The 26,340-nt window shown below is 72.4% G+C and carries 25 protein-coding genes, 2 tRNA genes and 1 pseudogene; 11 read left to right on the top strand and 17 right to left on the bottom strand.

Annotation, left to right across the window (positions count from 1 at the left end):
• Nucleotides 1-23: 23 nt before the first annotated feature.
• A tRNA-His gene (locus V6U89_RS01045) sits at nucleotides 24-99 on the bottom strand.
• 111 nt (nucleotides 100-210) lie between these two features.
• Nucleotides 211-801, bottom strand: a complete 591-nt coding sequence (orn, locus tag V6U89_RS01040; protein ID WP_334568679.1) for an oligoribonuclease — start codon at nucleotides 799-801, stop codon at nucleotides 211-213.
• 72 nt (nucleotides 802-873) lie between these two features.
• On the opposite strand from orn, the gene V6U89_RS01035 reads away from it, so the two are divergent.
• Entirely contained in the window at nucleotides 874-2,124 is a 1,251-nt protein-coding gene (locus V6U89_RS01035; RefSeq protein ID WP_334568678.1) for a glycosyltransferase family 87 protein, read from the top strand.
• Between the two features lie 147 nt (nucleotides 2,125-2,271).
• Here the strand turns inward: V6U89_RS01035 and V6U89_RS01030 are convergent.
• From V6U89_RS01030 to V6U89_RS01015, 4 genes and pseudogenes are all read right to left on the bottom strand, one after another.
• A pseudogene (locus V6U89_RS01030) lies at nucleotides 2,272-2,676 on the bottom strand (hypothetical protein); the annotation flags it as partial.
• Between the two features lie 665 nt (nucleotides 2,677-3,341).
• Nucleotides 3,342-4,079 (bottom strand): YcnI family copper-binding membrane protein, encoded by a 738-nt coding sequence (locus V6U89_RS01025; protein ID WP_334568677.1) that lies wholly within the window; start codon nucleotides 4,077-4,079, stop codon nucleotides 3,342-3,344.
• Nucleotides 4,080-4,098: 19 nt separating this feature from the next.
• A complete protein-coding gene (locus V6U89_RS01020) occupies nucleotides 4,099-5,763 on the bottom strand; it encodes a copper resistance CopC/CopD family protein (RefSeq protein WP_334568676.1) in 1,665 nt (554 codons plus the stop codon).
• Between the two features lie 101 nt (nucleotides 5,764-5,864).
• Nucleotides 5,865-6,509 carry a zf-HC2 domain-containing protein gene (locus tag V6U89_RS01015; protein ID WP_334568675.1) on the bottom strand — a complete coding sequence of 215 codons (645 nt, stop codon included), beginning with the start codon at nucleotides 6,507-6,509 and terminating at the stop codon, nucleotides 5,865-5,867.
• A gap of 108 nt (nucleotides 6,510-6,617) precedes the next feature.
• On the opposite strand from V6U89_RS01015, the gene V6U89_RS01010 reads away from it, so the two are divergent.
• From V6U89_RS01010 to V6U89_RS00995, 4 genes are read left to right on the top strand one after another with little or no spacing between them, the layout of a single operon-like run.
• Nucleotides 6,618-7,205: a sigma factor-like helix-turn-helix DNA-binding protein gene (locus V6U89_RS01010; protein ID WP_334568674.1), complete on the top strand. Its 588-nt coding sequence runs from the start codon at nucleotides 6,618-6,620 to the stop codon at nucleotides 7,203-7,205.
• A gap of 33 nt (nucleotides 7,206-7,238) precedes the next feature.
• The gene (locus tag V6U89_RS01005; RefSeq protein ID WP_334568673.1) at nucleotides 7,239-7,763 is read left to right on the top strand and encodes a MauE/DoxX family redox-associated membrane protein; all 525 of its coding nucleotides are present in this window, start codon (nucleotides 7,239-7,241) and stop codon (nucleotides 7,761-7,763) included.
• Nucleotides 7,756-8,472, top strand: coding sequence for a DsbA family protein (locus tag V6U89_RS01000; protein WP_334568671.1), 717 nt, complete (start codon nucleotides 7,756-7,758; stop codon nucleotides 8,470-8,472). The genes V6U89_RS01005 and V6U89_RS01000 overlap by 8 nt, the downstream gene beginning before the upstream one ends.
• Nucleotides 8,469-9,566 (top strand): hypothetical protein, encoded by a 1,098-nt coding sequence (locus V6U89_RS00995; protein ID WP_334568669.1) that lies wholly within the window; start codon nucleotides 8,469-8,471, stop codon nucleotides 9,564-9,566. Before V6U89_RS01000 ends, V6U89_RS00995 begins: the two co-directional genes overlap by 4 nt.
• A gap of 124 nt (nucleotides 9,567-9,690) precedes the next feature.
• Here the strand turns inward: V6U89_RS00995 and V6U89_RS00990 are convergent, their stop codons facing one another.
• The 4 genes from V6U89_RS00990 to V6U89_RS00975 are packed head-to-tail and all read right to left on the bottom strand — an operon-like array spanning nucleotide 9,691 to nucleotide 12,357.
• Complete coding sequence (locus V6U89_RS00990) at nucleotides 9,691-10,461, bottom strand: energy-coupling factor ABC transporter ATP-binding protein (protein WP_334568668.1); 771 nt, start codon at nucleotides 10,459-10,461, stop codon at nucleotides 9,691-9,693.
• Nucleotides 10,458-11,228 carry a cobalt ECF transporter T component CbiQ gene (gene cbiQ / locus V6U89_RS00985; RefSeq protein WP_334568667.1) on the bottom strand — a complete coding sequence of 257 codons (771 nt, stop codon included), beginning with the start codon at nucleotides 11,226-11,228 and terminating at the stop codon, nucleotides 10,458-10,460. The genes V6U89_RS00990 and cbiQ overlap by 4 nt, the downstream gene beginning before the upstream one ends.
• 14 nt (nucleotides 11,229-11,242) lie before the next feature.
• Nucleotides 11,243-11,644 (bottom strand): PDGLE domain-containing protein, encoded by a 402-nt coding sequence (locus V6U89_RS00980; protein ID WP_334568666.1) that lies wholly within the window; start codon nucleotides 11,642-11,644, stop codon nucleotides 11,243-11,245.
• Nucleotides 11,641-12,357 (bottom strand): energy-coupling factor ABC transporter permease, encoded by a 717-nt coding sequence (locus V6U89_RS00975; RefSeq protein WP_334568665.1) that lies wholly within the window; start codon nucleotides 12,355-12,357, stop codon nucleotides 11,641-11,643. Before V6U89_RS00975 ends, V6U89_RS00980 begins: the two co-directional genes overlap by 4 nt.
• A 123-nt stretch (nucleotides 12,358-12,480) precedes the next feature.
• Between V6U89_RS00975 and bcp the strand changes: the two genes are divergently transcribed.
• The 4 genes from bcp to V6U89_RS00955 all read left to right on the top strand — a co-directional run bounded on the left by bcp (nucleotide 12,481) and on the right by V6U89_RS00955 (nucleotide 14,267).
• A complete protein-coding gene (gene bcp / locus V6U89_RS00970) occupies nucleotides 12,481-12,957 on the top strand; it encodes a thioredoxin-dependent thiol peroxidase (protein WP_088963662.1) in 477 nt (158 codons plus the stop codon).
• 31 nt (nucleotides 12,958-12,988) lie between these two features.
• Nucleotides 12,989-13,582 carry an HNH endonuclease signature motif containing protein gene (locus tag V6U89_RS00965; RefSeq protein ID WP_334568664.1) on the top strand — a complete coding sequence of 198 codons (594 nt, stop codon included), beginning with the start codon at nucleotides 12,989-12,991 and terminating at the stop codon, nucleotides 13,580-13,582.
• Nucleotides 13,573-13,648, top strand: a tRNA-Leu gene (locus V6U89_RS00960). The genes V6U89_RS00965 and V6U89_RS00960 overlap by 10 nt, the downstream gene beginning before the upstream one ends.
• Nucleotides 13,649-13,727: 79 nt before the next feature.
• Nucleotides 13,728-14,267 carry a GNAT family N-acetyltransferase gene (locus V6U89_RS00955; RefSeq protein ID WP_442933843.1) on the top strand — a complete coding sequence of 180 codons (540 nt, stop codon included), beginning with the start codon at nucleotides 13,728-13,730 and terminating at the stop codon, nucleotides 14,265-14,267.
• A 3-nt stretch (nucleotides 14,268-14,270) separates the two neighbouring features.
• On the opposite strand, the gene V6U89_RS00950 is transcribed toward V6U89_RS00955, so the two are convergent.
• Both V6U89_RS00950 and V6U89_RS00945 read right to left on the bottom strand, forming a co-directional pair.
• On the bottom strand, nucleotides 14,271-15,254 hold the full coding sequence (locus V6U89_RS00950) for an expansin EXLX1 family cellulose-binding protein (RefSeq protein WP_334568662.1): 984 nt from the start codon (nucleotides 15,252-15,254) through the stop codon (nucleotides 14,271-14,273).
• A gap of 68 nt (nucleotides 15,255-15,322) precedes the next feature.
• Nucleotides 15,323-16,174 carry an O-methyltransferase gene (locus tag V6U89_RS00945; protein ID WP_334568661.1) on the bottom strand — a complete coding sequence of 284 codons (852 nt, stop codon included), beginning with the start codon at nucleotides 16,172-16,174 and terminating at the stop codon, nucleotides 15,323-15,325.
• A gap of 127 nt (nucleotides 16,175-16,301) precedes the next feature.
• Here V6U89_RS00945 and V6U89_RS00940 point away from each other — a divergent pair, with 127 nt between their 5' ends.
• On the top strand, nucleotides 16,302-17,363 hold the full coding sequence (locus V6U89_RS00940) for an LCP family protein (protein WP_334568660.1): 1,062 nt from the start codon (nucleotides 16,302-16,304) through the stop codon (nucleotides 17,361-17,363).
• Nucleotides 17,364-17,592: 229 nt separating this feature from the next.
• On the top strand, nucleotides 17,593-19,029 hold the full coding sequence (locus tag V6U89_RS00935) for a sugar transferase (RefSeq protein WP_334568659.1): 1,437 nt from the start codon (nucleotides 17,593-17,595) through the stop codon (nucleotides 19,027-19,029).
• 162 nt (nucleotides 19,030-19,191) lie between these two features.
• On the opposite strand, the gene V6U89_RS00930 is transcribed toward V6U89_RS00935, so the two are convergent.
• The 5 genes from V6U89_RS00930 to V6U89_RS00910 form a co-directional block, all read right to left on the bottom strand.
• Nucleotides 19,192-20,415 (bottom strand): acyltransferase family protein, encoded by a 1,224-nt coding sequence (locus V6U89_RS00930; protein WP_334568658.1) that lies wholly within the window; start codon nucleotides 20,413-20,415, stop codon nucleotides 19,192-19,194.
• A 66-nt stretch (nucleotides 20,416-20,481) separates the two neighbouring features.
• Nucleotides 20,482-21,642: a glycosyltransferase gene (locus V6U89_RS00925; RefSeq protein ID WP_334568656.1), complete on the bottom strand. Its 1,161-nt coding sequence runs from the start codon at nucleotides 21,640-21,642 to the stop codon at nucleotides 20,482-20,484.
• Nucleotides 21,639-22,496: a glycosyltransferase family 2 protein gene (locus V6U89_RS00920; RefSeq protein WP_334568655.1), complete on the bottom strand. Its 858-nt coding sequence runs from the start codon at nucleotides 22,494-22,496 to the stop codon at nucleotides 21,639-21,641. Before V6U89_RS00920 ends, V6U89_RS00925 begins: the two co-directional genes overlap by 4 nt.
• Nucleotides 22,493-25,213, bottom strand: coding sequence for an O-antigen ligase family protein (locus V6U89_RS00915; protein ID WP_334568654.1), 2,721 nt, complete (start codon nucleotides 25,211-25,213; stop codon nucleotides 22,493-22,495). The genes V6U89_RS00920 and V6U89_RS00915 overlap by 4 nt, the downstream gene beginning before the upstream one ends.
• Complete coding sequence (locus V6U89_RS00910) at nucleotides 25,198-26,181, bottom strand: glycosyltransferase family 2 protein (protein WP_334568652.1); 984 nt, start codon at nucleotides 26,179-26,181, stop codon at nucleotides 25,198-25,200. The genes V6U89_RS00915 and V6U89_RS00910 overlap by 16 nt, the downstream gene beginning before the upstream one ends.
• Nucleotides 26,182-26,340 lie beyond the last annotated feature (159 nt).

Here is a 26,340-nt window from a genome sequence, read left to right as displayed (position 1 = left end):
CGCGAGGAGGGGGCCTTCGTGTCTGGGGTGACTGATGGGAATTGAACCCACGACAACCGGGACCACAACCCGGTGCTCTGCCAACTGAGCTACAGCCACCATGCCTTCCGCGCCGGTCGCCCGGGCGGTGCGGACTAATAATAGCCACACTCCGGCCGCCCCCGTCCAGCGGGTTGCGCACCGCACGCTCGCGGGGCCTGACGCCCCGCTCTACAGCTGGGCGGCGATCCCCTTGGCCGTGTCCACGTCCGGTCCGGGCAGGGGTACGAAGATCGTCCGCCGGTAGTACTCCAGCTCGCGGATGCTCTCCCGGATGTCGGCCAGCGCCCGGTGGGCGAGGCCCTTCTGCGGCTGGCCGAAGTACACCCGGGGGTACCAGCGCCGGGTCAGCTCCTTGATCGAGGACACGTCGATCATGCGGTAGTGCAGGTGGGCGTCGAGGCGGGGCATGTCCCGCGCGATGAAGCCCCGGTCGGTGGCGATCGAGTTGCCGCACAGCGGGGCGGTACGCGGGTCCTTGACGTGGCTGGTGACGTACTCCAGCACCATGTCCTCGGCCTCGGCCAGGGTGACGGTGGAGCGCCGCACCTCCTCGGTCAGCCCGGACTTGCCGTGCATGGTGGCCACGATCTCCGGCATCGCCGCCAGGGCCGCCTCGTCGGCGTGGATCACCACGTCGACCCCCTCGCCCAGCACGTTGAGGTCGGGATCGGTGACGAGCGCGGCGACCTCGATCAGCGCGTCGCCGGCGAGATCCAGCCCGGTCATCTCACAGTCGATCCAGACGAGAAGGTCAGCCACCGGGACAGACTAGCCGCAGCCCAGGTGTCGCGCCTCGGCACCGGCGGCGGAGCGGACCGCTAGGGTTTCCCCGTGCCAGCAGAACCGGTCGCGCCACCCGCCGTCAGCTCCGACGACCAGGGGGGCCGGACGGTCCGTCGGGTCGTCACGGTGCTGGCGCTGGCCGCCGTGCTGCCGGCCCTCTACCTCCCCGGCATGGTGCACGACTTCTTCGACCTGAAGATCTACATGCGGGCGATGGACTGGTGGTCGTCCGGGCACCCGCTCTACGACTACGTGCAGCCGGACCGGGTCCAGGGCGAGCTGTACTTCACCTATCCGCCGTTCAGCGCGCTGCTGCTGCGGCCGTTCGCGATGCTCCCGCTGGGCGTGACGATCGCCGTCTTCACCGCGCTGACCGCCATCGGCGTGATCGTGACCACCCGCTGGTTGGTCCGCCCGGTGATCGAACGGCACGGGCTGCCCCGGACGTTCACCCTCACCGTGGCGGTGCTGCTGGTGTTCGCGGTGGAGAGCACCCGGGAGACGATCACGTTCGGGCAGATCAACATGCTGCTGGTGGTGCTGATCCTGGCCGACCTGCTCTTCGCCGTACCCCGGGGGCGGCGCTGGGCCGGGGTGGGCGTCGGGCTGGCGACGGCGCTGAAGCTCTTCCCGGGCATCTTCATCGCCTACCTGCTGGTGAGCCGGCGGTGGCGGGCGGCGGTGGTGGCCGGTGTCACCGCGGCGGCGGCGACGCTGCTGGCCGCGGCGTTCGCGCCCCGAGACTCCTGGCGCTTCTGGACGCACGAGCTGTGGGCCACCAACCGGGTCGGACGCACCGACTACACCGGCAACCAGTCGTTGTTCGGGCTGCTCAGTCGGATCGACGCGCCGGCCAAACCTAACCAGCTGCTCTGGCTGGCCCTGGTCGCGGTCGTCGCCGGGTACGGCCTGTGGCGGGCGGCCCGCGCCGCCCGGGCCGGTGACGAACTGGCCGGGCTGACCCTCACCGGGCTGGTCGGCGGCCTGGTCAGCCCGATCACCTGGACCCACCACATCTACTGGTTCATCCCGGCCGTGGTGGTGCTGGTGGACGCGGCGCTGCGCGCGGACCGGGACACCGTGACGGGAGCCCGGCGGCGCCGTCGACTGCTGGCGTTCGCGGTCGGCACGGCGTTCGTGATCATCTACGGGGTGGTGTCCTTCTTCGACTGGGGCGTGGCCCCGGCGCGTACCGACACCCCGGCGGACTTCCTGGTGCGCAACGCCTATGTGCTGCTGGCCCTGCTGTTGCTGGTGACGCTCCCGGTGCGCAGGCGGGCGGAGCCGACCCGCGAATAAGTTGCGCCAAATGGACAGATCTTCCAGTGGCTGACTTTCGCCGCTAATCTGGCGACACCTACCGCAGACGTCTGTCGGGTAGCACCGATCCCCCGGTGAGGACGGCCCTCCGCGTCGGCAGCGCGGCGGGCCGTTCGCCGTGGCGGGTCAGTCCGTGCCGGCGGGCCGGGAGGTTCCGGGCACCGGTTCGGCCGTCTCCTCGGGTCGCTCCGGCGGCCACGGCGGCAGGTCGGCGAGCGTGGCCGGACGGCGCGCCGGCACCGCGCCGATGGCGGCCCGGGACCGCTCGGGCGCCCCGATCGACACGAGCTGCCGCTCCGGCTCGGGTGCCGCGCCGAGGCCGCTGAGCGAGCTGACGCCCAGCCGACCGGCGAGCACCGGGACCTGGTCCGGCTCGACCACGAAGACCACCTCGCGCGGGCGGACCGGGCGCAGCAGCACCAGCAGCGCCAGCACGATCAGCAGGAGCCCGCCGGCCAGCGCACCCCAGGCCACCGGGCGGAACCAGTCCGACCGCACCTCGGCCCGCAGGTCCAGGGCGAGATCCGCGCCGCCGTCGGGGCGCATCACCACCAGGCTCAACCGGCGATCGGTCAGCTCACCCGGGGTCCACTCGACCGCGCCGATTCCCTCGCGTACCCAGAAGGGCGCGTCGAGCGGGGCGGCCGGGACCGCGCCGGCGGGCCCGGCGGTCGGCGCGGCGCCCGCGTCGGTCAACCGGACCGGCAACGGCCCGCGGGCCAGCGCGATCCGGTCGACCGTGCCGTGCGGGACCGGGGCGAGCCAGCGGCGGACCTCGTCGGCGGGGGCCAGGCCGACGAAGGCCGGCCCGGCCGCGGTACGGGCGGTCAGCCGCAGCCTCGTCCCGCCGACCCGGGTGAACGGCGCCTCCGCGCGCAGCAGCGCGTCGACGTCCTGCACCACCACCGCCCGGCCCGCGCTGCGCACCGGCTCGAAGCGGGCGCTGAAGGTGCCGTCGGTGCTCGCCTGCCGGGCGACCAGGCTGAGGCCGCCTCCCGCCAGCAGGGCCGGGATCCCGACGACCAACAGCAGCATTCCGACGAGCGACCGCACGAACCGCATCCGTTCCGTCTCCTTCGGTGTCCGGGTACCCGGCCGACCTTACCGACGAGACCGCCACGATCTGCGCATATCGGTGGGGACGGACAGCCGCCGGCCGCCGGAGCGACTCCGACTCCGCCGGCGGGCGGAGCGGATCAGGCCTTCGGCGCCGACTCCCGGCGGGTCCGGGCGAAGGCCAGTCCACCGAGGACCAGCCCGGCCAGGCCGGCCACCAGACCAGCGATGGCCAGCCCGGTCGCCGCCCCGTCGGAGTCCTCGTCGTCATCGTCGTCGGCCGCGGCCTGCCCGGCCGGCGACGCTCCAGGCGTGGCCGAGGCCGACGTCGAGGCGGGGGCCAGGGTGAGCACCGGCGCCGGGTTCTCCGGCTCCTCGGCGCCCGGCGTCGGCTCCTCGATCCACCGCGCGACGTTGCCGTCGGAGTACGTCTGCAACGTCTTGAAGACCATCCGGTCGACCTGCGGCAGCGGACCCATCGAGACCGGGAACTCCTGGAACTGGCCGGGCTTCACCGCCGCGTCGCCGGTGGCCGTCCAGGTCAGCTTCGACACCGCCTCGGTGAGCTGGCTGCCGTGCACGTCGATCGGCGGGTCCACCTTGCGCTTCTCCACCGCCACCGTCCAGCCGGGTACCGGCATGGTGGAGACCGAGCCGACCGGCGCGTTCTCCGGCAGCACCACCTCGACCTTGGTGGTGGCGGCGGTGTCGCTCTCGTTCGGCACCCGGAAGGCGAAGCGCCCGTAGGAACCCTGCGTCTCCTCCTTCGGGTTGACGGAGACGTGCGCCGAGGCGGGCCCGGCGAAGCCGAGCACCGCCGTGGTGGCGGCGGCGAGCGCGAGTGCGGCGGCGGTTGCGGGACGCCGGAGACGGATCATCTTGGGAGAGCCTTTCTGGTTACCTGATCGGCACGGTGGCGGTCACCGTGGCCTGGTCGATGTCGGAGGTGCGGGCGGTGACGCGCAGCTGCCACTCACCGGCGCTCGGGAAGCTGATCTCCCCGGTCACGTGGTTGTCGGTCAGCGGCAGCAACGGAATGTCGATCGGCTCGATGCCCGCCGACGGCAGCGCGGCGGTCACCTTCCACTCGACCACCGGCTGCGGCCGGTTGTCCCTGGTGTACGCGTACAGGTGCAGCGAGTTGTTGCCCCGCTCGGCCGGATCCAGCTCCACCTGCAGCGAGTAGATCGGGCTGGTCAGCGTGGTGGAGAAGAAGCCGGCGGGGGCGCCGGCCACGTCATCGGCGGCGACCCGGGCCGGGGTGGTCTGCACCAGGGTGGCCGTCACCCCGAGCACCACCGCGGTGATCGCCAGCTCGGCCCAGATGGCCCGCCGCACCGGCACCGGGCGCTGCGCGGCGGTCCGCCGCCGCACCAGCCACCGGGAGTACGCGGCCACCGCCACCACCAGCACGAACAGCCCGACCTTGGCCAGCAGCAGCCGGCCGTACGTGGTGTCGACGAGGGGCCGTACGCCGCCCACCTCGATCAGCCCCTGCACGATCCCGGCGAGCAGCAGCGCCGCCACCGCCAGCGCCGCCCAGCGGGACCAGATCGGCAGGATCGCCCCCAGTTCCCGCTCGTCGGCGCGGCGCAGCAGGAAGACCGCGAGCATCACCAGTCCGCCCAGCCAGACCGCCATGCTGCCCAGGTGCACCGCGTCGACGGCCACCGACACGGCCGGCGCCGGGGAGCCCGCCGGGTGCCCGGCCAGCGGCCAGGTGAACAGCCCCGCCCCGCCCAGCACGGCCAGGATCAGCGCGTCGGTACGACCGACCGGGCCCCGGGTCAGCGGGCGCAGCAGGAACGCCGCCGCCGCGAGCAGACCCAGGCGGACCAGGTGCGCGGTGCCGTACGCGCTGCCGAGCATCTCGCTGAAGCCGGCCCCGGTGACGTCGGCCAGCCCACCCCCGGCGGTGTACGGCACCTGCAACCACAGCTCGGCCAGGGTGGCCAGCGCGAGCAGCCCGACTCCCGCCCAGGCGAGCCGGGCCGGGCCCCGACGGGACAGCCGGTGCGGCCAGAGGGCGGCGAGCACCAGCGCCGGACCCACCACCAGCAGCAGACCCACGTAGCCCAGGTACTTGACCACCTTGACCGCATTCTCCACCACCGGGTTCGCCCGGCTCTCCGCCCCCGAGTCGGTGGGGGGCGTCGAGGGCGCGCCGACCGAGTAGGTGAAGGCGCCGGACACCGGGTGGCTGTCGGCGGAGATCACCCGGTAGCTCACCAGGTAGGTGCCGCGCGGCCCGGACGGGTCCACCGGCACGGTCACCAGCGCACCCTCGAAGGTGGGCTCGCCCCGGTCGGCCCGGGAGCCGTCCGGGCCGATCACCCGGATCTTGCCGGTGACCTTGCGCACCGACTCGCTGAAGGTCAGCACCACCTCGGCCGGGGCGCTCGGCACCACGGCCGAGGCGACCGGGCTGCTGCTGGCCAGCACGGCGTGGGCGCTGGCCGGGGCGGCCGGGGCGAGCAGCAGCGCGACGAGGGTGACCAGCAGGCCGACGGCGGTACCCAGCCGCGCGAACCAACGACGATCGACGACGTTCATGCCGGCCATGCTCGCCGACGCGACGCCCCCGCGCCGACCCGAGCCCGTACCGGCGCCGGACCGGTCCGAACCCGGCGGGGTCGCGACGGGTGGCCCGGGGAGGGTCGGCCTCACCCGCGCCCCGCCACGACCGCGCGCGACCAGGGCCGGTCGGCCTCGCCACTGACCCGGCCGAGTGCCCAGAGCAGGCCGGCCTGCACCACGGCGGCCAGGTGGCCGACCTCGTGCACCAGGGCGGTGGTGGAGTTGGCGATGTCGACCACGCTGGTGCCGGCCAGGCAGAGCGCCAGCACCAGCGCCACCGGCAGGAACGCCCGGGCCCGCTCCGGTCGCCACGCGGCCAGCGCGAAACCCACCGCCAGGGCCACGTCGAAGGAGGCCATCTCCCGGCTGGTGTGCGGATCGGCGGCCACACCGAGCCCGGCCAGCAGGATCGGCAGCGCGATGGCGAGCTGGGCCACCGCGGCCACCGCGACCGCGACCCGCAGCACCTGACGACGGGCGGCCCGGACGGCCGCCGGCGACCGCGCGGCCAGCACCGGGTCGGCGGCGACCGCCGCCAGCACCCGGGCGGTCAGGTCCGGCACCTGCACGGAGCGGACCCGGGTGAGCCGGGTCACCTGCTCCGCCCGGGCCAGCCAGGACCGGCAGTCGGGGCAGGACGCGGTGTGCGCGTCCAGGACCGCGGCGGGTGCCTGCGGGTCCTCACCGTCCAGCCGCGCCGACAGCGCCACGCGTACGTCGTCGCACTTCATGAGCAGGTAGTCGGGTGGCGGGGCGGGAAAGTTCCCGACGTGGGCCGGGCCATAGAAAGGGCCGAACGACCCTGCTCGCCCCGGGTACGCCGCGTAACCTCGGGTGACGTGATCCCCGCCCCGCGCGACACCACCGCCGGCCGCCCCGACGCGGCACCCGGCGCCGCGCGCGACCCGGCGACGCACTGGGCGTCGCGCGCCCGCGACGGTGATCCCCTCGCCCAGGCCGCCTTCGTCCGGGCCACCCAGGCCGAGGTGTGGCGGTTCACCGCCGCGCTGGTCGACCCGGACACCGCCGACGACCTCACCCAGGAGACCTACCTGCGGGCGTTCCGGGCGCTGGCCGGCTTCGAGGGGCGTGCCAGCGCGCGTACCTGGCTGCTCGGCATCGCCCGGCGGGCCTGCGCCGACCACCTGCGTACCGTGGTCCGGCGGCGCCGGCTCGACGAGCGGCTCGCCGCCGACGCCCACACCGGCCACCCGCACCCGGACCCGGCCGGGCACCTCGGCACCGCCGACCTGGTCCGCCGGCTGCCGGCCGAGCGCCGCGAGGCGTTCGTGCTGACCCAACTGCTCGGCCTCTCGTACGCCGAGGCCGCCGCCGTGGCCGGGGTGCCGGTCGGCACCATCCGCTCCCGGGTGGCCCGGGCCCGGCACGACCTGGTCGACGCGGTCGGCGACGCGCTGGCCGGCTGACCGGTGGAACCAATCGGCCGGACGCGACGACCAATGATCGTGACCGCACCCCGCATCCGGGCCGCCCGTTGGCCCGCCGTCCGCCCCTGGATCGGGCTGGCCGCCCGGCTCGGCCTGGCCACCGTCTGGCTCGTCGCCGGCGCCGCCAAGGTCGGTGACCTCGCCGCTTCCGGGCGCGCGGTCAACGCCTACCAGCTGCTGCCGTACGACGTGGCCACGGTGGTCGGCGCGGCGCTGCCCTTCGTGGAGCTGGCGCTCGGCGCGATCCTGCTGCTCGGCCTGGCCACCCGGCTCGCCGCCGGCGTCTCCGCCGCGCTGCTGGTGGTCTTCGTCGCCGGCATCGTCTCGGCCTGGAGCCGCGGCCTCGCCATCGACTGCGGCTGCTTCGGCAGCGGCGGCCAGCTCGCCGCCGGGCAGGCCCCGAGCTACCTCCCGGAGATCCTCCGGGACCTGGGATTCCTGGCGCTGGCCGGGTTCCTGCTGATCTGGCCCCGCACCCCCGTCTCGCTGGACGGCTGGCTGACGGGCGAACCCGCCGTGGAGGACGACGATGAGTAGTCGCAAGGGGCAGCGGGACGCCGCCCGGGTGGTCCGCCAGCAACTGGCCCGGGAGGCCCGGCGAAGGCGCACGCTCTGGGCGTCCGTCGCCGCGGTCGTCGTCCTGGTGATCGCCGGCCTGATCGGCTGGAGCGTCTGGTCCAGCCAGCGCGCCGACGAGTTCACCGCGCCGCCCGGCGCCAACGACGCCGGCACCGGCATCGTGATCGGCGGCGGCCCGGTCACCATCGACCTCTACGAGGACTACCTCTGCCCGGCCTGCAAGCAGTTCCAGCAGGTCAGCGGCGCCACCATCGACCAGCTGGTCTCCGACGGCAAGGCCCGGGTGGTCTTCCACCCGGTGGCCTACCTGAACCGCTTCTCCACCACGGAATACTCCACCCGCTCGTCGGCCGCCTCGGGCTGCGCCGCGCAGGGCGGCAAGTTCAAGGAGTTCACCGACGCGCTCTTCGCCCGGCAACCGCCGGAGGGCAGCGCCGGGCTCAGCAACGACGAGCTGATCGACATCGGCGCGGGCGTCGGCCTGGACCGGGACGACTTCGGTTCCTGCGTCAAGGACGGGACCTTCAAGCCGTGGACCGAGAAGGTGACCGAGGACGCCAGCAGGTCCGGCGTCACCGGCACCCCGACCATCAAGGTCAACGGCAGGGAGGTCGCCGACCGCACCCCGGCCGGGATCACCGCGGCCGTGGAGGCGGCGGGCAAGTGATCCCCGCCCTGCTCCGGCGGGCCGGCCTGGTTGCCACGGCCGCGCTGCTCACCCTGCTCGCCCTCGCCACACCGGCCGCCGCGCACGGCGCGGACGCCCCCGACGGCACCGACTACCGCACCGAGGCGACCGGCCTCACCCCGGCCCGTCCCGGCCTGACGGTACGGGCCGTCGAGGCGGGCGCCCGGCTGGAGCTGGTCAACCGCACCGGCCGCGACGTCGAGGTGATCGGCTACTCGGGCGAGCCGTACCTGCGGGTGGGCCCGGGTGGCGCGTACGAGAACAGCCGTTCCCCGGCGACGTACCTGAACCGGACGCTGGCCGGCGACACCACGCTGCCGCCCGAGGCGGACCCGGCCGCGCCGCCGCAGTGGCGGCGGATCGCCGACGAGCCGCGGGTCCGCTGGCACGACCAGCGGACCCAGTGGCGGGAGTCCGGGCCGCCGGCCCAGGCCGTCGCCGACCCGAACCGGACGCACCGGGTACGCGACTGGGCCGTGCCGGTCCGCGACGGTGGGGAGCAGGCGGAGATCCGGGGCACCCTGGACTGGGTGCCGCCGCCGGACCCGTACCCCTGGTGGGTGGCCGCCACGCTCGGCTTCCTGGCCGTCGCCGCGGCGGGGCTGCTGCCGGCCGGCTCGGTCGCCGGGGACCGCGCGCTGCGCGCGGTCGGGGCGCTGCTGGCGCTCGGCGGCGCGGCGGCGGTCGTCCTGGTGGTCGGGCGGGAGCTGGACGCCGGCGCGGAGGGCGTCGGCGGGGTGCTGGGCGGGCTGCTCAGCGGGCAGATCTGGCCACTGCTCACCGGGCTCGGGGCGATCGCCGCGGGCGGCTACGCGCTGGCCCGCCGGCCGGCCGCGGCCGACTTCGCGCTGGCGCTCTCCGGCGCCTGCCTGGCGCTCTTCGCCGGCGCCGCCAACATCGGCGTCCTCTCCCGCGCGGTCGCCCCCGTCCCCTGGCCCGGCCAGTACGCCCGGCTGCTGCTCCTGGCGGTGCTGGTCGGCGGGGCCGGCGCGGTCGGCGCGGGGATCCTCCGCCTGCACGCCGCCTCCCGCACCGCCCCGACGACGACCCGCCACACCGAAGTCCCCGCCTGACCCGCCCGGCCCGGCGGCCGGCGCTCGCCCGTTTGCGGCGGGTGGGGGTGTCTCTGCGCGGGGACGGCCCGACACGCCGCAAACGGGGTGGATCGACGCCGCCCGTCGGGTCGGGGCGAGGGCGTCAGGGGCGGGGCAGGGAGTGCGGGGTGAAGCCGTAGGGCAGTTCGAGGCGGTGCCGGGCGAGGAGGTCGGCGTCGCCGAGGATCTCCGGGGTGGGGGCGTCGGCGACGATGCGGCCGGCGTCCAGGATGACCGCCCGCTCGCAGAGCTCCGCCGCGTACGGCAGGTCGTGGGTCACCATCAGCAGGGTCACCGGCAGGCCGCGCAGGATCTCCGCCAGCTCCCGCCGGGCGGCCGGGTCGAGGTTGGACGAGGGCTCGTCGAGCACCAGGATCTCCGGGCGCATGGCGAGCACGGTGGCCACCGCCACCCGACGCCGCTGGCCGAACGAGAGGTGGTGCGGGGCCCGGTCGCGGTGCTCGCTCATCTTCACCGCGGCCAGCGCCTCGTCGACCCGCTCGGTCAGCTCCGCCCCGCGCAGCCCCAGGTTTGCCGGGCCGAACGCCACGTCCTCGGCGACCGTGGGCAGGAAGAGCTGGTCGTCCGGGTCCTGGAAGACGATGCCCACCCGGCGCCGGACCTCGGCCAGCCCGGCCCGGTCCCGGCTGACCGTCAGCCCGCCGACGCTGACCGTTCCCTCGGTCGGGGTGAGGATGCCGTTGAGGTGCAGCACCAGGGTGGTCTTGCCGGCACCGTTCGGGCCGAGCAGCGCCACCCGCTCGCCGCGCGGCACCGTCAGGTCCACCCCGGCCAGGGCGAGGTGACCGTCCGGGTACGCGTACCGGACGGCGCGGACGTCCAGGGAGACAGCGGTCTGCACGTACCCGATCATGTCAGGACCACGGCGGTGGCGGCGATGAAGACGGCCGCCAGCGGCACGGTCGCCGCGGCCAGCCACTGCCCGGCGCTCGCCGCGCCCGCGCCCTGCCAGACCGCCGGCATCCGCCCGGTATACCCGCGCGACAGCATCGCCAGGTAGACCCGCTCGCCGCGCTCGAAGGCGCGCAGGAACAGCGCCCCCACGCCGGCGGCGAAGCCGCGCAGCTGCCACAGGAAGCGCGGGTCGTCACCCCGGGACACCCGGGCCACCCGCATCCGGCGGGCCTCGCCGACCAGCACGTCCAGGTAGCGCAGCATGAACGTGGCGATCTGGGTGAGGATCTGCGGGCAGCGCAGCCGGTCCAGGCCGAGGATCAGGTCACGGGTCGTCGTGGTCCCGGCCAGCAGAAGCGACGCGAGTACGCCCAGGGTGCCCTTGGCGAGGATGTTCCAGCCGCCGTAGAGGCCGTCGACGGAGAGGCTGAGCCCGACGAGCTGCACCCGCTCCCCCGCGCCCAGGAACGGCAGCGCGAACGCGAACAGCACGAACGGCAGCTCGATCGTGGCGCGCAGCAGCAGCCAGCGCAGCCCGACCCGGGCCAGCACGGCGACCCCGGTGATCAGCAGGGCGTACCCACCGAAGGCCCAGAACGCCGCGGCCGGGGTGGCCACCACGGCGAGCGTGAAGAGCACCATCGCCGCGATCTTGACCTCGGGGGCCAGCCGGTGCACCGGTGAGGCAGCCTCCCGGTAGAGCACGTGCGCGTGTCCCGCGCCCATCCGCGTACCCCTGCTCAGCCGGCGGTGCCGGCCGGCTGCCGGCCCTCGCGCGCGGCCTGGTCGGCGTCGCCCGGGCGGGCGGGGCCTCGCCGCCGCAGCAGCCAGAAGACGCCACCGCCGAGGGCGAAGGTCAGCAGCACGCCCAGCACCCCGGAAAGGCCGGTGGAGAGGAAGCCGTTGTCCACGCCCCGGATGCCGTAGTCGGCCAGCGGGCTGTCGGCCAACTCGTGGTCCTTCGCCTGCTGCGCCGGGCAGGAGCCACCGGTGATCTCGCCGTCGGCGTCGACCGTGCAGCCCTTGAGCAGGGACGAGTCCAGCCCGTCCGGGTGCGACGAGGCGTAGTTGCTGACCACGCCGGCGAGCAGCAGCGCCACCAGCAGGCCGACGGCCACGAAACCCCAGGAACGCTTCCTCACCGGACACCCCCTACGGCCGGGACGGGCGCCGGCGTCGCCGGCTTCAGGGCGCGCAGCGCGTACACCAGATCGGGCCGGACCTTGGCGACGGTGACCACGGTGGTCGCGGTGATCAGGCCCTCGCCGATGCCGATCAGCAGGTGGACGCCGGCCATCGTGCCGGCCAGGCCGGTGATGTTGCCGCCCAGGTCGGTGGTGCCGCCCAGCCAGTACTCGAAGACGAAGCCCTGCGCCGCCACCACCACGCTGAGCAGTGCGGAGACGAACGCGGTCACCCCGAGCCCGGCCGGCGTGCGGGGCAGCACCCGCAGCAGCCCGGCGATCAGCAGGTACGCCGCAGCGGTGCCGAGGATCGCCATGTTGGTGATGTTCAGGCCCAGCATCGCGACGCCGCCGTCGCCGAAGACCAGCGCCTGCACGACCAGCACCACCGCCACGCAGAGCGCGCCCACCCAGGGGCCGACCAGCAGCGCGGCGAGCGCGCCACCGAGCAGGTGGCCGCTCACCCCAGCGGTGAAGATCGGGAAGTTGAGCATCTGCACGGCGAAGATGAAGGCGGCGACCAGTCCGGCCATCGGGGCCAGCCGGTCGTCCAGGTCGCGCCGGCCGCGCAGCACGCAGAAGGTCAGCGCGGCGAGCGCGACGGCCGCGAAGATCCCCGCCACGGGACCGTTGATGATCCCGTTCGAGATGTGCATCGCCAGGGTGTCCACACCGCGCAGCCTATTTGGCAGACCATGTTGTTGCCAAGACTTGGCAACAAGCCATGGTCTTGATCACCACGCGGCCGGCGCGCGTCGCCCGACGCCGTCCCGAACGGCGGTAAGGTCGCTGCCATGACCGCGCCCGACCGCCTCAACCCCGGCGACCCCGCCCCCGACTTCACCCTGCCGACCGACACCGGCGAGACGCTCTCCCTGGCCGACCTGCGCGGCCGCCGGGTCATCCTGTACGCCTACCCGGCCGCGATGACCCCCGGCTGCACCAAGCAGGCCTGCGACTTCCGCGACTCGCTCGCCTCGCTCCAGGCCGCCGGCTACGAGGTCGTCGGCATCTCCCCGGACAAGCCGGAGAAGCTGGCGAAGTTCCGCGAGCGCGACGCCATCACCTTCCCGCTGGTCGCCGACGCCGACAAGGCGGTGCTCACCGCCTACGGCGCGTACGGCGAGAAGCAGATGTACGGCCGGACGGTGACCGGGGTGATCCGCTCCACGTTCGTCATCGACCCGGACGGGAAGATCGAGCGGGCCCTCTACAACGTCAAGGCCACCGGGCACGTGGCGAAGCTGCGGCGGGACCTCGGCCTCGACTGAGGCTGTCACACTCGGCCGCTACGGTCCGTGCGTGGTCCGATACAAGTACACGGCGGAAATCCTGGCGGATGCGGCGGCGCAGGCTCGGAGCGTCACCGACGTGCTACGGCTGCTCGGCGTGCGTTTGAGCGGTGGCTCACACGCGCACATCAGCCGGCAACTCAAGCGCTTCGGTATTGATACGTCCCACTTCGTTCAGGTGCACAACAAGGGCGGCCGGGGAATCCGCACGCCCCTGGCGCAGCAGTTGGTCAAGCGTCCCGCAGGCAGCCGCAGGGTTCCCGGCTGGCGCCTCAAGCGGGCGCTGGCGGCCATCGGACTGCCAGAGGAATGCGAGGCCTGCGGTGTCGGCAGCACGTGGCAGAACGCACCGCTGACCCTGCACGTCGACCACATCAACGGCGACTTCCTCGACAATCGCGCGCACAACCTGCGGTTGCTCTGCCCGAACTGCCACAGCCAGACCGCCACCTACGCCGGCTCCCGCAGGCCGGCTGTGGTCGAGCCGGATGTGGTCTACGATCCGGAGGCTGTGACACCGACCGGCTACCCGATCGGCAGACGTCTTCGCCGTCGGCCGGAATGGCCGTGGAAGCTGACGGTGTACACGGTGAAGGGGCCGTAGCCCAATTTGGCAGGAGGCATACGGTTTAGGTCCGTACCAGTGCGGGTTCGAGTCCCGTCGGCCCTACTCAACCCTGACGGACGGCAATGGCCGAGGCTGTCAGGCACGTCACCATCGCGGGCTCACGCCGCGCCTGTTCGTCAGGATGGCCGGCGTGAGTCTGCGCTTCATCCTCGACCCCGATCTCACCCCTGACCTGCGCGAGCAGATCGTCGACCTCTGGGTCGACGTCACCAACGCCGGTGGCGCGGTCGGCTTCGTCGCCCCGGTCAGCGCCGCCGAGGTCCGTCCGGTCGCCCAGCGGACCCTCGCCGACATCACCGACGGGCCGGACCGGCTGCTCGCCGGGTACGAGGGCGACCGCCTCGTCGCGGTGCTGGTCTTCGCGGACAACCGGTTCCACCTGAAGACGCACTGGGGCATCCTCAAGCGGGTGATGGTCCACCCGGACACGCAGGGCCGGGGCTACGGCCTCGACCTGATGCGGGAGGCGGCCCGCCGCGCCCCGGAGCTGGGCTGGCGGGCGCTGCACGTCACGGTGCGGGGCGGGCTCGGCCTGGAGACGTTCTACGCCCGGCTCGGCTACCGGGAGATCGGGCGACTGCCGGGTGCGCTGCGGGTGGCCCCCGGCGACGACCGCGACGAGATCCTCATGTGGCGCGACCTGGACGAGCCGGCGAGCTGACGGTCAGCCGCCGCAACCGGTCACCCGGGTGGGGTCCACCGGCGCCACCGCCGCGTCGAGCATGGCCGGCGGGGACCCGGCCGCCGCGAGGCCGGGCGACGCCGACACCGATGCGGAGGTCGACCGGCTCGGGCGCGCCGACGGCGACCGGGCCGGCGTGGTGGCCCTGGCGGGAGCGGCGCCGCCGTACATCCTGACCGTGCTGCGCTGCACCTGGCCCGGGGCCAGCCGGATGCCGGTGGCGGTGGCGCGGTGGCCGTACCCGTCGGTGACCCGGATGGCGTACGGCCCGGGACCGGCGCCGGATTCGATCAGCCAGTAGTTGTAGTCCTGCCGCGTGGCGCCGCGCCAGGCGCCGGAGCTGCCCTGCCGCACCTCGACCGAGCGCAGCGGGTTGCCGTGCTGGCCGACGAGCACGGCGAACCACCACTGCGAGGCGCCCTCCTTGAGCCGAAAGGTCAGCGGGCCGGGCAGCGGCGGGTCGACCACCGCGCGGTAGCTGATCCCGACGACGCCCTGCACCGGATCGGCGATCTCGGCGAACGCCTCCCGGGACAGGTCGAGGTGGCCGGGTTCGCACTCCGGGCACTGGTCCATGACCAGCACCCGGACCGTCCCGCGCGGGCCGGTGACGTCGAGGAAGCCGCCGCAGGCGGCGCCGGCCGCGTACTCGGACGGGCCGAGAGCGACGTAGCGGCGGTTGGCCGGCGCGGACGGGTAGGAGCAGTTGCCACCCGCGCCCTTCGAGTCGTAGAAGGTGGCCTTCCCCTTCTGGACGGCGCCGGCGGCGGGCGGCGCGGTGAGCGCCCGGGGCACGGCGCAGGCGGGTGCGGCGCCGGAGCGCAGGACGAGGCTGAGCCCCAGCACGGTGGCGAGCGCCGCGACGCCGCCGACGGCCAGCCAGCGGGTACGGGCGGGGCGGGCGGCCCGGCGACGGCCGGCCGTGGGACGGGGGGCGGGGTCGCTGGGAACGCTGCCGTCGGTCACGCCGGTCGATGTTGCCGAACCGGTAGGCCGGGCGACAAGGCTGCTCAGCGAAAGCTGAGCCGCCCGCCTCACCCGGCGGAGCGTCCTGACCAGGCCACGCCGATGCCGTCACCGGGGTACCAGTGGTCGCGCGGGGTCTCCCGGTAGGCGAGGAAGCGCCGCCCGGTGCGTTCGGCGTGGGCGGCGAGCACGTCGGTGTGGGTGACGTTGTCGGTGAGCAGCAGCGCGCCGGGGGCGAGCTTCGGCTCGACCGCCTCGAATTCCCGCTTCTCGTGGGCCCGGCTGTGGTCGCTGTCGTGCAGGAACAGGTCGACGGGCCGGTCCAGCGCGGCGATGGAGGCGATGGAGTCGCCGATGACCAGGTCGACCACGTCGGACCAGGGCGCGGTACGGGCGAGGTAGCCGGCCTCGGGGTTGATGTCCAGCGAGGTGAGCCGCCCGGGGTGCCCGTCGGCGGCGTTGCGCAGCAGGGCGGCGGCGAGCACGCAACTGCCCAGCCCCTTGTCGACGCCGGTCTCGACGACGTGGCGGGGCCGGGTGGCGCGGACGATGGCGTACCAGCCGACGCGCCGGGCGTACCGGACCTGCTTGTCGGCCAGGCCACGGCGGGCGGCGCCCGCGGTGGCCCGCTCGATGTGGCCGCGCAGCGTGTCGTCGGACTCGATCTCCTCGACGTACGCGCGGACCTGCTTGACGGGGGTGTCGCAGACGACGCTGACGAACCAGGTCAGGTGCTGGCGGCTCAGCTTGGTCAGCTCGTAGGTGTAGTTGTGGTGCTCACGGGAGGTGAACAGCCAGCGGGCGGAGGTGCGGATGACCCTGGCGTCGTGCCGGGCGACGCGGCGGAGCCGCTTCGGGAAGGCGGCGACCGGCGCGAGGCGGGTGCGGGCGATGGCCCGGCGAAGCGTCGTTGCGTCCACGCCGAGGTTGTACCAGGTGAAGGTGAAGAGTGGCGAAGAAAGTTTTGGATTCACCGACCGGGTGGCCGGGGCTGACCGTCCGGACGAGGGTCCCCGGCGGCAAAGGTGAGTCAGTAGCATCGCAGCCATGTCAGATCGCCAGCAGCTCGCCGACTCCGAACCGCGCTTCTTCGCGTCCGAAGAGGATGTCGACGCCACGGGCCAGCCGTCCGCCCCGGCTCCGCGTCGCCGTCGCGTCCGGCGTATCGCGCTGATCGTGCTGCTGGTGCTCGCGCTGCTGGCCGGCGGCGGTGTCCTGGCGGGCGGGTTGTACTACCGCTCGGTCAACTCCTCCATCGACCGGGTCGACGCGTTCACCGGGGTGCCCGAGGAGTCCCGGCCGCAGGTGGTGGCCAAGGGCGCGATGAACATCATGATCCTGGGCAGCGACTCGCGCGACCCGGAGAGCACCGGGGGGTCCCGGACCGACACCCTCATCCTGGCCCACCTGCCGAAGGACCGGTCGAGCGCCCAGCTCATCTCGATCCCGCGGGACACCTGGACCCACGTCCCGCGGGACCAGGGCCGGGGCGGCCGCGATGCCAAGATCAACGCAGCCTACGCGTGGGGTGGCGTGCCGCTGATGGTGCAGACGGTGGAGAAGTTCACCGGGGTTCGCGTCGACCACGTGGCGATGGTCGACTTCGCCGGCTTCAAGGAGATCGTCGACGCGTTGGGCGGGATCGATGTCGACGTGGAAAAAAGCTTCACCTCGATCCACCCCCCGTTCCGCACCTTCAGCCCGGGCCGACAGCGGATGGACGGCGAGGCGGCGCTGGACTACTCGCGGCAGCGCAAGCAGTTCGCCGACGGGGACTTCGCGCGCATCCGGCACCAGCAGCAGGTGATCCGGGCAATCCTGGACAAGGCGGCCTCCGGCGGCGTGCTGGCCAACCCCGGCAAGCTGAACTCGTTCGTGAAGGCCACGTCGAACGCGGTGGCGGTGGACAAGTCACTGTCCCTGTTGGACCTGGCGATGGAGCTGCGTGGCCTGCGGAGCGGCAACCTCGTGTTCGTCACCTGCCCGGTGACGGGGACGGGCCGGGTCGGCACCGAGAGCGTCGTGTTCGCGGACAAGGCGAAGGCCAAGACGCTCTTCGACGCGGTCCGCCGCGACTCGGTCCCCGACATCGTGGCTGCCGGAAAGTAGGATTCCGGACTGCCTTGCCGGCTCTGGTGGCGCGGCGGGTTGGTTCGTATCCTTCGATCGCCCCCGGCGATGCACACCTGGCCAGGGGGTTCTCACGGGGGAAGGATCCACCATGTCACGCCTACCGGTGTTTGGTCACCCTGCTGCGTCCGTATCGGACCTCGACGGAGCTTCGCAGCAGCCAGCGGCAATGCAGGACGACCGGAGCGGCGGTGCGGGGATCACTGTGGTGATCCCCCCCGTCCAATCGGCGAAGGAGACGCTGGCCGAGGCGGAGACGCGCACCGGTCTCGACACGACCACCGTGCTGCCGTACGCCAGCTCCCGGGCCTCGAAGCGCACGCGCTGGCTCCGCGCCTGGATGATGACGGCGCCCATCGACATCGTCGCGCTGCTCGCGCCGCTGCTGGTGACCCAGAACTACTGGCGCGGGACGCTGGTCAACGCCGGCCTCACGGTGGCCTTCTTCGCGGCCGGCGGGCTCTACCGGCCCCGCCGTCATGTCAGCATCCTGGACGAACTGCCCAGCCTCGGTGGCCGGCTGCTGGCATCCGGCGCCGTGGTGGCCATCATCGCGGCCGAGCGTCACGACTCGGTGCCGTACGTCAGCGGTTTCATGCAGGGCGTGGCGCTCTCCGCCGGCCTGGTGATCATCGGTCGTGCGTTCAGCCGGAGCTTCCTCATCCTCGCGCGTAAGCGTCGGTGGGTGGAGCACAACGCCATCGTCATCGGCAGCGGTCCGGTCGGCGCCGAGCTCGCCCGGCTGCTCCGGCGCTACCCGCAGTACGGACTGCGGTTCGTCGGCTGTGTCGACGCCTCGTCGCGGCAGGGTGTCGGGTCGCTCCCACTGATCGGCACCCTCGACGAACTCGAACAACTCACCAGGCTGCTGAACTGCGAGGTCCTGGTCGTCGCGGACCCGGACTGCCCGGAGACCACCCTGATGGACACCCTGCTCCGGCCGGTCAGCTCCCGCTGCGACCTCTGGGCGGTGCCTCGCCTCTGGGGTTCCCGGTCGCAGGGCGGCTATCCCGACCACATCGGGGCCATCCCGATCGTCAAGATCGGGGACACCACGCTCACCGGCCCGCGGTGGAAGATCAAGCGGGCCTCCGACGTGCTCTTCGCCGCGCTGGCGTTGATCGTGCTGAGCCCGGTGCTCCTGCTCTGCGCGATCGCGACGTTCCTCGACGGCGGCCGCGGCATCTTCTTCTACCAGGAGCGGATCGGTCGGTACGGCGAACCGTTCAAGGTCATCAAGTTCCGCTCGATGCGCCCGGTCGACGAGCACGAGTCGCAGACGAACTGGTCCATCGCGAACGACCGGCGGGTCGGGCCGATCGGGCGCTTCATGCGCCGGACGTCGTTGGACGAGCTGCCCCAGCTCTGGAACATCCTGCAGGGTGACATGAGCGTGGTGGGGCCGCGGCCGGAGCGGCCGTACTTCGTCGAGAAGTTCTCGGTCGAGTACCCGAACTACGCGATGCGCCATCGGGTCCCCGTCGGTCTCACCGGGCTTGCGCAGGTCAGTGGCCTGCGGGGCGACACGCCGATCTCCGACCGGGCACGGTTCGACAACTTCTACGTCGAGAACTGGTCGCTCTGGCTCGACATCAAGATCGTGCTCCGTACCGTCGCGGAGGTCTTCCGCGGCGGTGGTCGCTGACCCGGCCCCGCCGCGAGTAGTGGGCGCGACACCCCCTGCCGCCCGTCCGTCGGGCCGCAGGGGGTTCGCCTGTCTCCTGAAGTGACGTGAGTCGGGGTTACTGCCCGGACCATGAGAGCCGGAGGTCCGCACCAGCTGCCGCTGCACATCCGCACCAGGAACTCACAGTCGAGTTGCGGGCGATCGCTGAAGTGTTCCTCGGCGGAGGTTGCCGATCTCGTCGTCACTCGGCTCGTCGGTGGGTGGCTGCGCAGGCTCGGTCACGAGCGGCGCGGGCGCGCGGGGGGCGGGCACGACGGGCACGGTGTCGGCCGCGCGCATGCTGTCGAGCGACCGGAGGAGGGCCCGCCGGAGCAGCTGCGCGGCCGGGCGTTCGACCAGCCGGTGGACGAGGTACGCGAGCAGCAGCAGCCCGGCGATCGTCGCCCCCAGCAACACCCACGCGGGAAGGTACGGCCGGGCCGCGGCGATGACGGTCAGGCCGATCTGCGCATGCAGCAGGTACAGCGGGTAGGTGAGGGCGCCGGCGGTGGTGAGCCATCGCCACCGGATGCGGTCGGACTTACCATTCGCGATGAGCGCCATGACGACGAAGAAGGCCGTGACGCAGGCGGCCGCGGGCGGGAACGCGCTCCCGTCGTAGGTCTCGATCTCGGACCACATGCGGGAGATGGCGATGACCCACGAGCACCCGACGATGGCCCAGAGCAATGCGTTCGCCCCGAACCGGTACATCAGGTAGAAGGCGATCCCGGCGATGAAGTACTGCGCGTATCCGCGCCCGAGGAACATGTAGACCCCGGCGTTGTTCGCCCACGGGGCGGCCAGCGACGCCAGCGTCCACAGCGCACAGAACGCCACCACGCGTCGGACGGTCATCCCGCGCGCCACCACCACGAGGGCGAACAGCACGTAGAACAGCAGCTCCACGGAGAGCGTCCAGTAGGCCTGCTCGACGTCGGGGACACCCATGAGCGACTGCAGCATGGTCATGTTGACCAGGACGTGGGTCCAGTCCCGGTGCGTGGCGAAGACCGGGAACAGGACGAGGACCGTGGTGGTCGCCACGACAGCGAACCAGTACGCGGGGTAGAGCCGCACCACGCGCGCGACCGCGAACTCCCCCACGGTGCGGCCCCAACTGCTCATGCAGATGACGAAGCCGCTGATGAGAAAGAACAACTCGACCCCGAGCCAGCCGTACGCCGCCGCGCCGGCCAGCCCGGGGAAGAGCTGATCGGTCGGAGTCCCCCAGGCGTCGTCGCGCACGCCCTCCCCGTGCAGGAGGTGGTACACGACAACCATCAGCGCGGCGAGCAGGCGCAGACCGTCGAGCACGACGAGGCGGTTGTGCCCGTCGCGCCGGACGGCACCGTGAGACTCCATGGTCTTCCTCACTAGGTCGAGCGGCCCGCCGGCCCGCGACGAGCGTTGAAGATGCGGCGCGGCAGGCTACCGACGAAACTGCTCAGAACCCGGCCACACGGCTGCGTACGCCGCGGCGAGCTGCTCACGTACCGCGTTCGAGCTGTGGAAGTCCAGCGCCCACCGCTTGCCGGCGGCAGCGAGCCGCCGGCCTCTGGCCGGATCGGTGAGCACACTGCTCAACTCGTTCGCCCAGGCCTGCGCGTCCGCTCCCACCACGACCTCGTGATCGTGCCCTACCCCCGCTCGGCGGGCAACCTCGGGCGTGGTCACCGTGGGAACACCAGCCGCCAAGGCCTGGATCAGCTTCATCTGCACGCCCGTACCGCGCCAGACCGGAACGATGGCCGCCGAGGCCCGCGGGTAGTAGGGGGCGACGTCGGGAACGTTGGCGTGGATCTCGACACCGCTGCCACGGAAGGCTTGGACGGAGGCGGGCGGGTTGGTTCCGACGATGTCGAGTACGGCGTTCGGGACCCGCCTCTTCACCTCGGTCCAGCAGTTCTTGAGGAACCACAGCAACCCGTCGACGTTCGCCTCGTAGGTCAGCCTCCCGACGAACAGCACCCGCGGCTCCGGCGCCCGCGGGGTCGTGTCCTCCGGGTGGTCGTACGGGCTCCGAACGACGTACGTGTTCGGCCGCTCCTCGCCCGGCTCAAAGGGCGCCGACACCATCAGCGGCACATTGTGCGCCACCAGGGCATCCTCCCGTGCCTGCATGCGGGGCGCTTCGATCTTGCCCACCAGCTTCCACTTCGGGCCGGCGGTCTGGGCGAGCTGGCTGTAGTACTCGCTGCGGAACTCGTCGAGGTCCACGATCACCGGCACCGGCGCGCACCGCTCCACGAGGTGCACCGTACGAAAGACGTTCAGGTGCACGACGTCCGGCCGCCACTGCCGCAGCTCGCTGGCGAGCGCGGTCGACAGCTGGGGCACGTCGGCGTAGGCCTGCTGAAGCGACGTGCCGGTCGGCAGGGCCGTGGCACAACGGAGCATCGACGTGATCCGGTTACGCGGCACCAGCACGGTGGACTCCACCGGCAGTTCCTGGGCCTCCTGCACCTCCTCGTCCGAACTGGTCAGGCCGAGGAAACGGATCTGGTGATCCTTGGCGAGAATCTCGAGCAGGGCCAGGCTCCGCGGGCGGATCTTCGAGGGGATCCAGGGAGCGACGAAAAGAATCTTCATAGCGGCAGTCTCCTGAGGGCGCGGGCCGAGAACCTGTCCATCGCGGTGCCGTACTTGTCGCAGTATGCGACCAGTCCCGAGCGGTACAGCCGGTTCTTGCCGACCGCACCGGTGCTCGTGCTCTCCCGATGCATGGCCCAGGCGGTCCCGACCGACACGACGCGCCAGCCGGCACCGCGCAGACGTCTGCAGAGGTCGACATCCTCGAAGTAGAGGAAGAAGGAGGGATCGAACCCATTGATGTCGCGGAACGCGGTGGCCCGGACCAGCATGCAGAATCCGGACACCCAGGCGACGTCCGCCGCCGCTGCCGACCCACTCTTGTCGAGGTAGTCCAGCATGGGGAGCCGGCTGCGGAGCAGCTGCGACTTGGCGAGTTCCCGCTTCACGCGGCCGGGAACCATGTGGTCGACGCGCAACGCGGCGAGCCATTCCTTGGCCAGGCTCACGTCCGGACCCGCCGAGATGCCGGGCTCGCCGTCGGCGTACCGCATCTGAGGCGCGACGACTCCGATCTTCGCGTCGTCCTGGAGCGCCCGCGAGAGTTCCGCGTACGAGTCGGGCCTGAGCGCGGCGTCCGGGTTCAGCAACAGGTAGGCGTCGGCGTCGGGAAACTGCTCCACCGCCGCGTTGATCGCCTTACCGAACCCCACATTGGACGAACGGATGACGTGCGGGGTGTACTGGGCCGCCACCTCGACACTGTCGTCGGACGACGCGTTGTCCACCACCACGACTTCGGCGATGGGCAGTTCACGCAGGCTGCCCAGGCTCATGGGCAGGTCTCGGGCGGAGTTGTGGGACACGACGATGGCTACTGTTTTCACATTTCGCTCACGATCCTGGGAGTTCATCGGTACGCCGCCGACGTCGAGTGCCCGGCCGTGTGCGGCACGACCGGCATCACCCGGTCGCTCCGCAGCACGGCATCACCCACGACGAGCAGTGCGGCGTGCTTGAAGAGATACGTCAGGGAGACCGCCGCGGCTGCGCCGACCGCACCGAACAGCGCCGCGCCGCCGGCCACCGTGACGAGCAGCGCGGCGGCGCTCACGACGCCGATCTTCGCCACCAGCGCCCCCCGGCCCACGCCTTGCAGCACGGCGCCGCAGGGCGAACTCGCGCAGAACGAGGGGACGCCGGCGAGCATGACGGCGATGACGACACCGGCCCCCGAATAGGTCTCGCCGAACAACAGCTCCGCCAACCACGGCGCGGCGGCCATCCCGGCGGCGCTGATCGCGCCGACCACGAGTACCACGGCGAGGTTCATGCGCCAGAAGAGCCGCCGTGCCTCGGCGGCCCGCGCGGTCGCCGAATGCGGCACCAGCACGGTGCTGAGTGCGGACGGGATCGATACGAACGGTGAGAAGATGCGAGACGCGGCGGCGTACAGTCCCGCGCCGGCACCCGGCGCGACGAGGGAGACGACCGTCGCGTCCAGGACCCGCGCCTGTGCGGAAACGTTGCTGACCAGGTACGCCCGCGAGTCCAGCGCCGCTCGCCACACGTCGGTGGCGGCGGCCGAGCCGGAGATCCGGACCGCGAACCGCACGTGGACCTGCCCCAGCACCGACGCGACCACCAAGCCGTACGCGAGCCAGGCGAAGGGTTCGCCGCCAAGGTTGACGGCGGTCACGAAGATCGCGACCTGCACGGCTTTCCGGCCCAGGATCGACACGACCGCGTGCCCCATCCGGCCGTCGGCGATCGCGAGCGACAACATCGTCTCGACGTTCTTGTCCAGCATCCAGCCGGCCGCGAGGAGCACGGCGATCCACGGCGCCATGGTGCCAGCGGTGAGGCTCAGGCCGATCGCCGCGGCGATGACCAGGCCACCGATCGTGGTGAGGACGTTCAGGCGCAGGCCCGCGCTGACGGCGGTGTCGCGCCCGAGTGCCCGCCAACGCAGGAGGGCGGTCGAGACGCCCGCGTCCGCCACGACGGCCAGGAAGGCCACCGCGCCGAAGTACCCGCCGAAGGCACCGAAGCCTTGCGGGTCCACGTACCGTGCCAGCAGAACCATCGCGACGGCCTGCAGCCCGCTGCCGGCGATGCGGGAGGCGGCCAGAGCCGACGCTCCGCCCACCACCCCGCGCACGTTCGGCCGCCGGGCCGTACCCGCCAGCACCGGATTACCCGAGGCGGCCGGGCCGGGTCGCTTCTCCTCCCCCGCGGGGGCCCCGCCGCCCTGGTCCGCGCTCCCGTGGCCTTCGCGCGTCGCGGCAGCGCCTCCCCGGTTTTCGCGCCGTTGATCCTGGTGCTGGTGGTCCTCCACCAGCCACACGGTCGCTACTCCCAGGACGAGGAACCACAGCGGCAGCATGGACTCGGCCATGACGCCGTACGTGGTGGCCACGATCCCGAAATAGGCCACCGTGAAGGTGAGGCAGAACGCCGGGACGAGATTCGGCCGGAAGACACCCTTCCACACGCACAGCACGGCCAACGCCGAAGCCGGCGTGAGCAGGATGACCGCGCCCGGTATGCCCAGCTCGACGGCGGCGAGCAGAACGCCGTTGTGCACCGGCACCCCGCCCGCCACGACCGGGTCTATCCGGCCGACGACCTCCACGTAGTTGTTGGGGCCGATGCCCCACCACGGTCGGCTGGCCAGGAACTCCAGTGCGCTGGACATGATCTGCCCCCTGGCGCCGCCGGTCGGGTCGGCGATCATCCGGACGATGAACACGGGGGCCACCGCGAGCACGCCGATGCCGAGCAGGATGAACCCGATGACGGTCTGCCGGCTTCTGCGGCCGGTAGGGGCGCCTTCCGCGCCCAGCCTGCGCAGCATCAACTCGCCCATCACGATCAGCATCAGGACCGCCAGCAGCCCGGTCCGGCTGCCGGTCAGGGCGGTCGTCGCGAGCGCGGCGGCGGGAATCCCGTACCGCCCGACGATCGCGGGAAGCTGAAGCCGGCCGAGGCCGAGGCGGCTGTCCGGCCCGGTCGTGAGGTAGTAGAGGGCGAGAACCAGCACGACGGCCTTCGCGAGGTTGACCGGGTGGTTCAGTGTTCCGTTGGTCCGGTCGCCGAGGAAGCGGGCCGCTTCGACGGTCCCCATGGGATTGAGCGGTACGCCGAGCCACTGGAGAGCCGCGCAGCCGAACTGGGCGGCGATGACTCCGGCGGAGGTCAGTCTGAGCGCCAGGACGGCGGATCTGTGCTTGGCGAACAGACATCCCACCGCAAAGGCGACCGGTGCGGACAGATACTGCACCGCTCCGACCAGCTCCCGGGTGGAGGCGCCGCCGCGGGTCACGATGCCGAGGCCGATGCACAGGGCCAGGGCAGCGATCCCCGACACCAGGACCGGCATCCATCGCAGCCGCCGCCAGGTCGTCGCCAGCAGCACGACGAAGGCCACGACGAGTGCGATCACCCAGGTCGACGGCGCGAAGACCGGGATGGCGACGCCGACGTGCCACGGCGCGCCGCCCTGACCGAAGGTCTTGGGTAGCAGGGCGAGGCAGGTAACCGAGACGACCGCACTCAGAGCTACCGGCCATTCGGTACGAGCGATGGCTGCGGCCGACGAACCGGTCCCTACCGTTACCGTCGGATCCACTGGCGTACTTCCGCGCCCTCGTCGGCCTTCGTGCGGCGTCGCAGCGGCTGCCGCACGCCCGCCGCCACGGCCTTCACGAGTCCCGCAGCCATGGCCCCGCACGCGTAGCCCACGGCGGCTGCACCCGGTCGCCCGACCCGCAGTCCTTCCGAGAAGACCCTCACCATCCCGCCCATCGTGCCCTGGCGGCGGGCATACGTCATGACCGATCCGAGGTAGTAGTCACCCCGGTCCCGAGGGGTTGCCGAGCTGAGGTACTCGCGCGCCCAGCCGAGCTCACGGGCCAGCGAGATCGAGCGCGAAATGCCGTCACCGGTCGCGTCGTACCTGGTCAGGGCGTCGTTCAGTTGCCGAACCACCAGCCCGGGCAGGCTTCGGGAGAGTTGCAGGAGCCAGGTCAGGTCCTGGTGCAGACTCAGCCCTTCGTCCAGGGGCACGGTCATCGGAAGCGACCGGGGGAAGAGGAGCGTGGAGGACGGGAGGAACGCCTGCCCGCGTTGGACCCGGTGCCGCCGCAACAGGTTGTTCTCCAGCGTGCGGCGGGGGTCGTAAGGCGCACGGGGCCAGGTCTCGGAGCCGTGTTCGAAGTCCACCATGACCTTGGTGGACGAGATCCATGTCGACGATCCGGCGAGGCCGGCCTCGGCGATGTCCCGCACCTGGCGCTCGATCTTCGTCGGATGCCAGACGTCGTCATCGTCCAGGAATGCGACCAGGTCTCCGGCGCACCTCCGGACACCGGCCATGCGGGCGGCGTTCCCGTTCCGGCGCTCGAGGTAGCGGAACAGCCGAACGCGTGGATCGCCCGGAACGTCCACCTCGGCCTCGGAGTTGAGCACCACGTGGACCTCGGTGACCGGATGTGTCTGCCCGAGCACGGATTCGACGGCTCGGCGAAGTCCCGGCTTGCCGATTGAGGGGATGACGACGCTGACTGTGGGATGCCACGTCGCGGATCGCGTCGGCACTCTGGGATCCATCCGACCCTTTCAAACCAGTTTCATTGGAACGGAAACCGCAACGCCCAGCTCGCTGCTGACCGTACGCGGGCACCACAGATTACAGAGCGCTGGCCTCGGGCGATGCCCCGTGGACCCACCTCTTCCGCCGGCGGGACCGCCGCCGGC

Source organism: Micromonospora sp. CPCC 206171 (assembly GCF_036906755.1).
Classification (GTDB): Bacteria; Actinomycetota; Actinomycetes; order Mycobacteriales; family Micromonosporaceae; genus Micromonospora; species Micromonospora purpureochromogenes.
Note: the sequence above shows the minus strand (reverse complement) of the source record. Positions and strands in the feature narration are given on the sequence as shown.

Coding starts and splice junctions, on each gene's coding strand:
- V6U89_RS01025 (WP_334568677.1), bottom strand. CDS start 4,079: ATGATCCGTCTCCGGCGTCCCGCAACCGCCGCCGCACTCGCGCTCGCC.
- V6U89_RS01020 (WP_334568676.1), bottom strand. CDS start 5,763: ATGGCCGGCATGAACGTCGTCGATCGTCGTTGGTTCGCGCGGCTGGGT.
- V6U89_RS01015 (WP_334568675.1), bottom strand. CDS start 6,509: ATGAAGTGCGACGACGTACGCGTGGCGCTGTCGGCGCGGCTGGACGGT.
- V6U89_RS01005 (WP_334568673.1), top strand. CDS start 7,239: ATGATCGTGACCGCACCCCGCATCCGGGCCGCCCGTTGGCCCGCCGTC.
- V6U89_RS01000 (WP_334568671.1), top strand. CDS start 7,756: ATGAGTAGTCGCAAGGGGCAGCGGGACGCCGCCCGGGTGGTCCGCCAG.
- V6U89_RS00990 (WP_334568668.1), bottom strand. CDS start 10,461: ATGATCGGGTACGTGCAGACCGCTGTCTCCCTGGACGTCCGCGCCGTC.
- cbiQ (WP_334568667.1), bottom strand. CDS start 11,228: ATGGGCGCGGGACACGCGCACGTGCTCTACCGGGAGGCTGCCTCACCG.
- bcp (WP_088963662.1), top strand. CDS start 12,481: ATGACCGCGCCCGACCGCCTCAACCCCGGCGACCCCGCCCCCGACTTC.
- V6U89_RS00955 (WP_442933843.1), top strand. CDS start 13,728: ATGGCCGGCGTGAGTCTGCGCTTCATCCTCGACCCCGATCTCACCCCT.
- V6U89_RS00940 (WP_334568660.1), top strand. CDS start 16,302: ATGTCAGATCGCCAGCAGCTCGCCGACTCCGAACCGCGCTTCTTCGCG.
- V6U89_RS00930 (WP_334568658.1), bottom strand. CDS start 20,415: ATGGAGTCTCACGGTGCCGTCCGGCGCGACGGGCACAACCGCCTCGTC.
- V6U89_RS00925 (WP_334568656.1), bottom strand. CDS start 21,642: ATGAAGATTCTTTTCGTCGCTCCCTGGATCCCCTCGAAGATCCGCCCG.
- V6U89_RS00920 (WP_334568655.1), bottom strand. CDS start 22,496: ATGAACTCCCAGGATCGTGAGCGAAATGTGAAAACAGTAGCCATCGTC.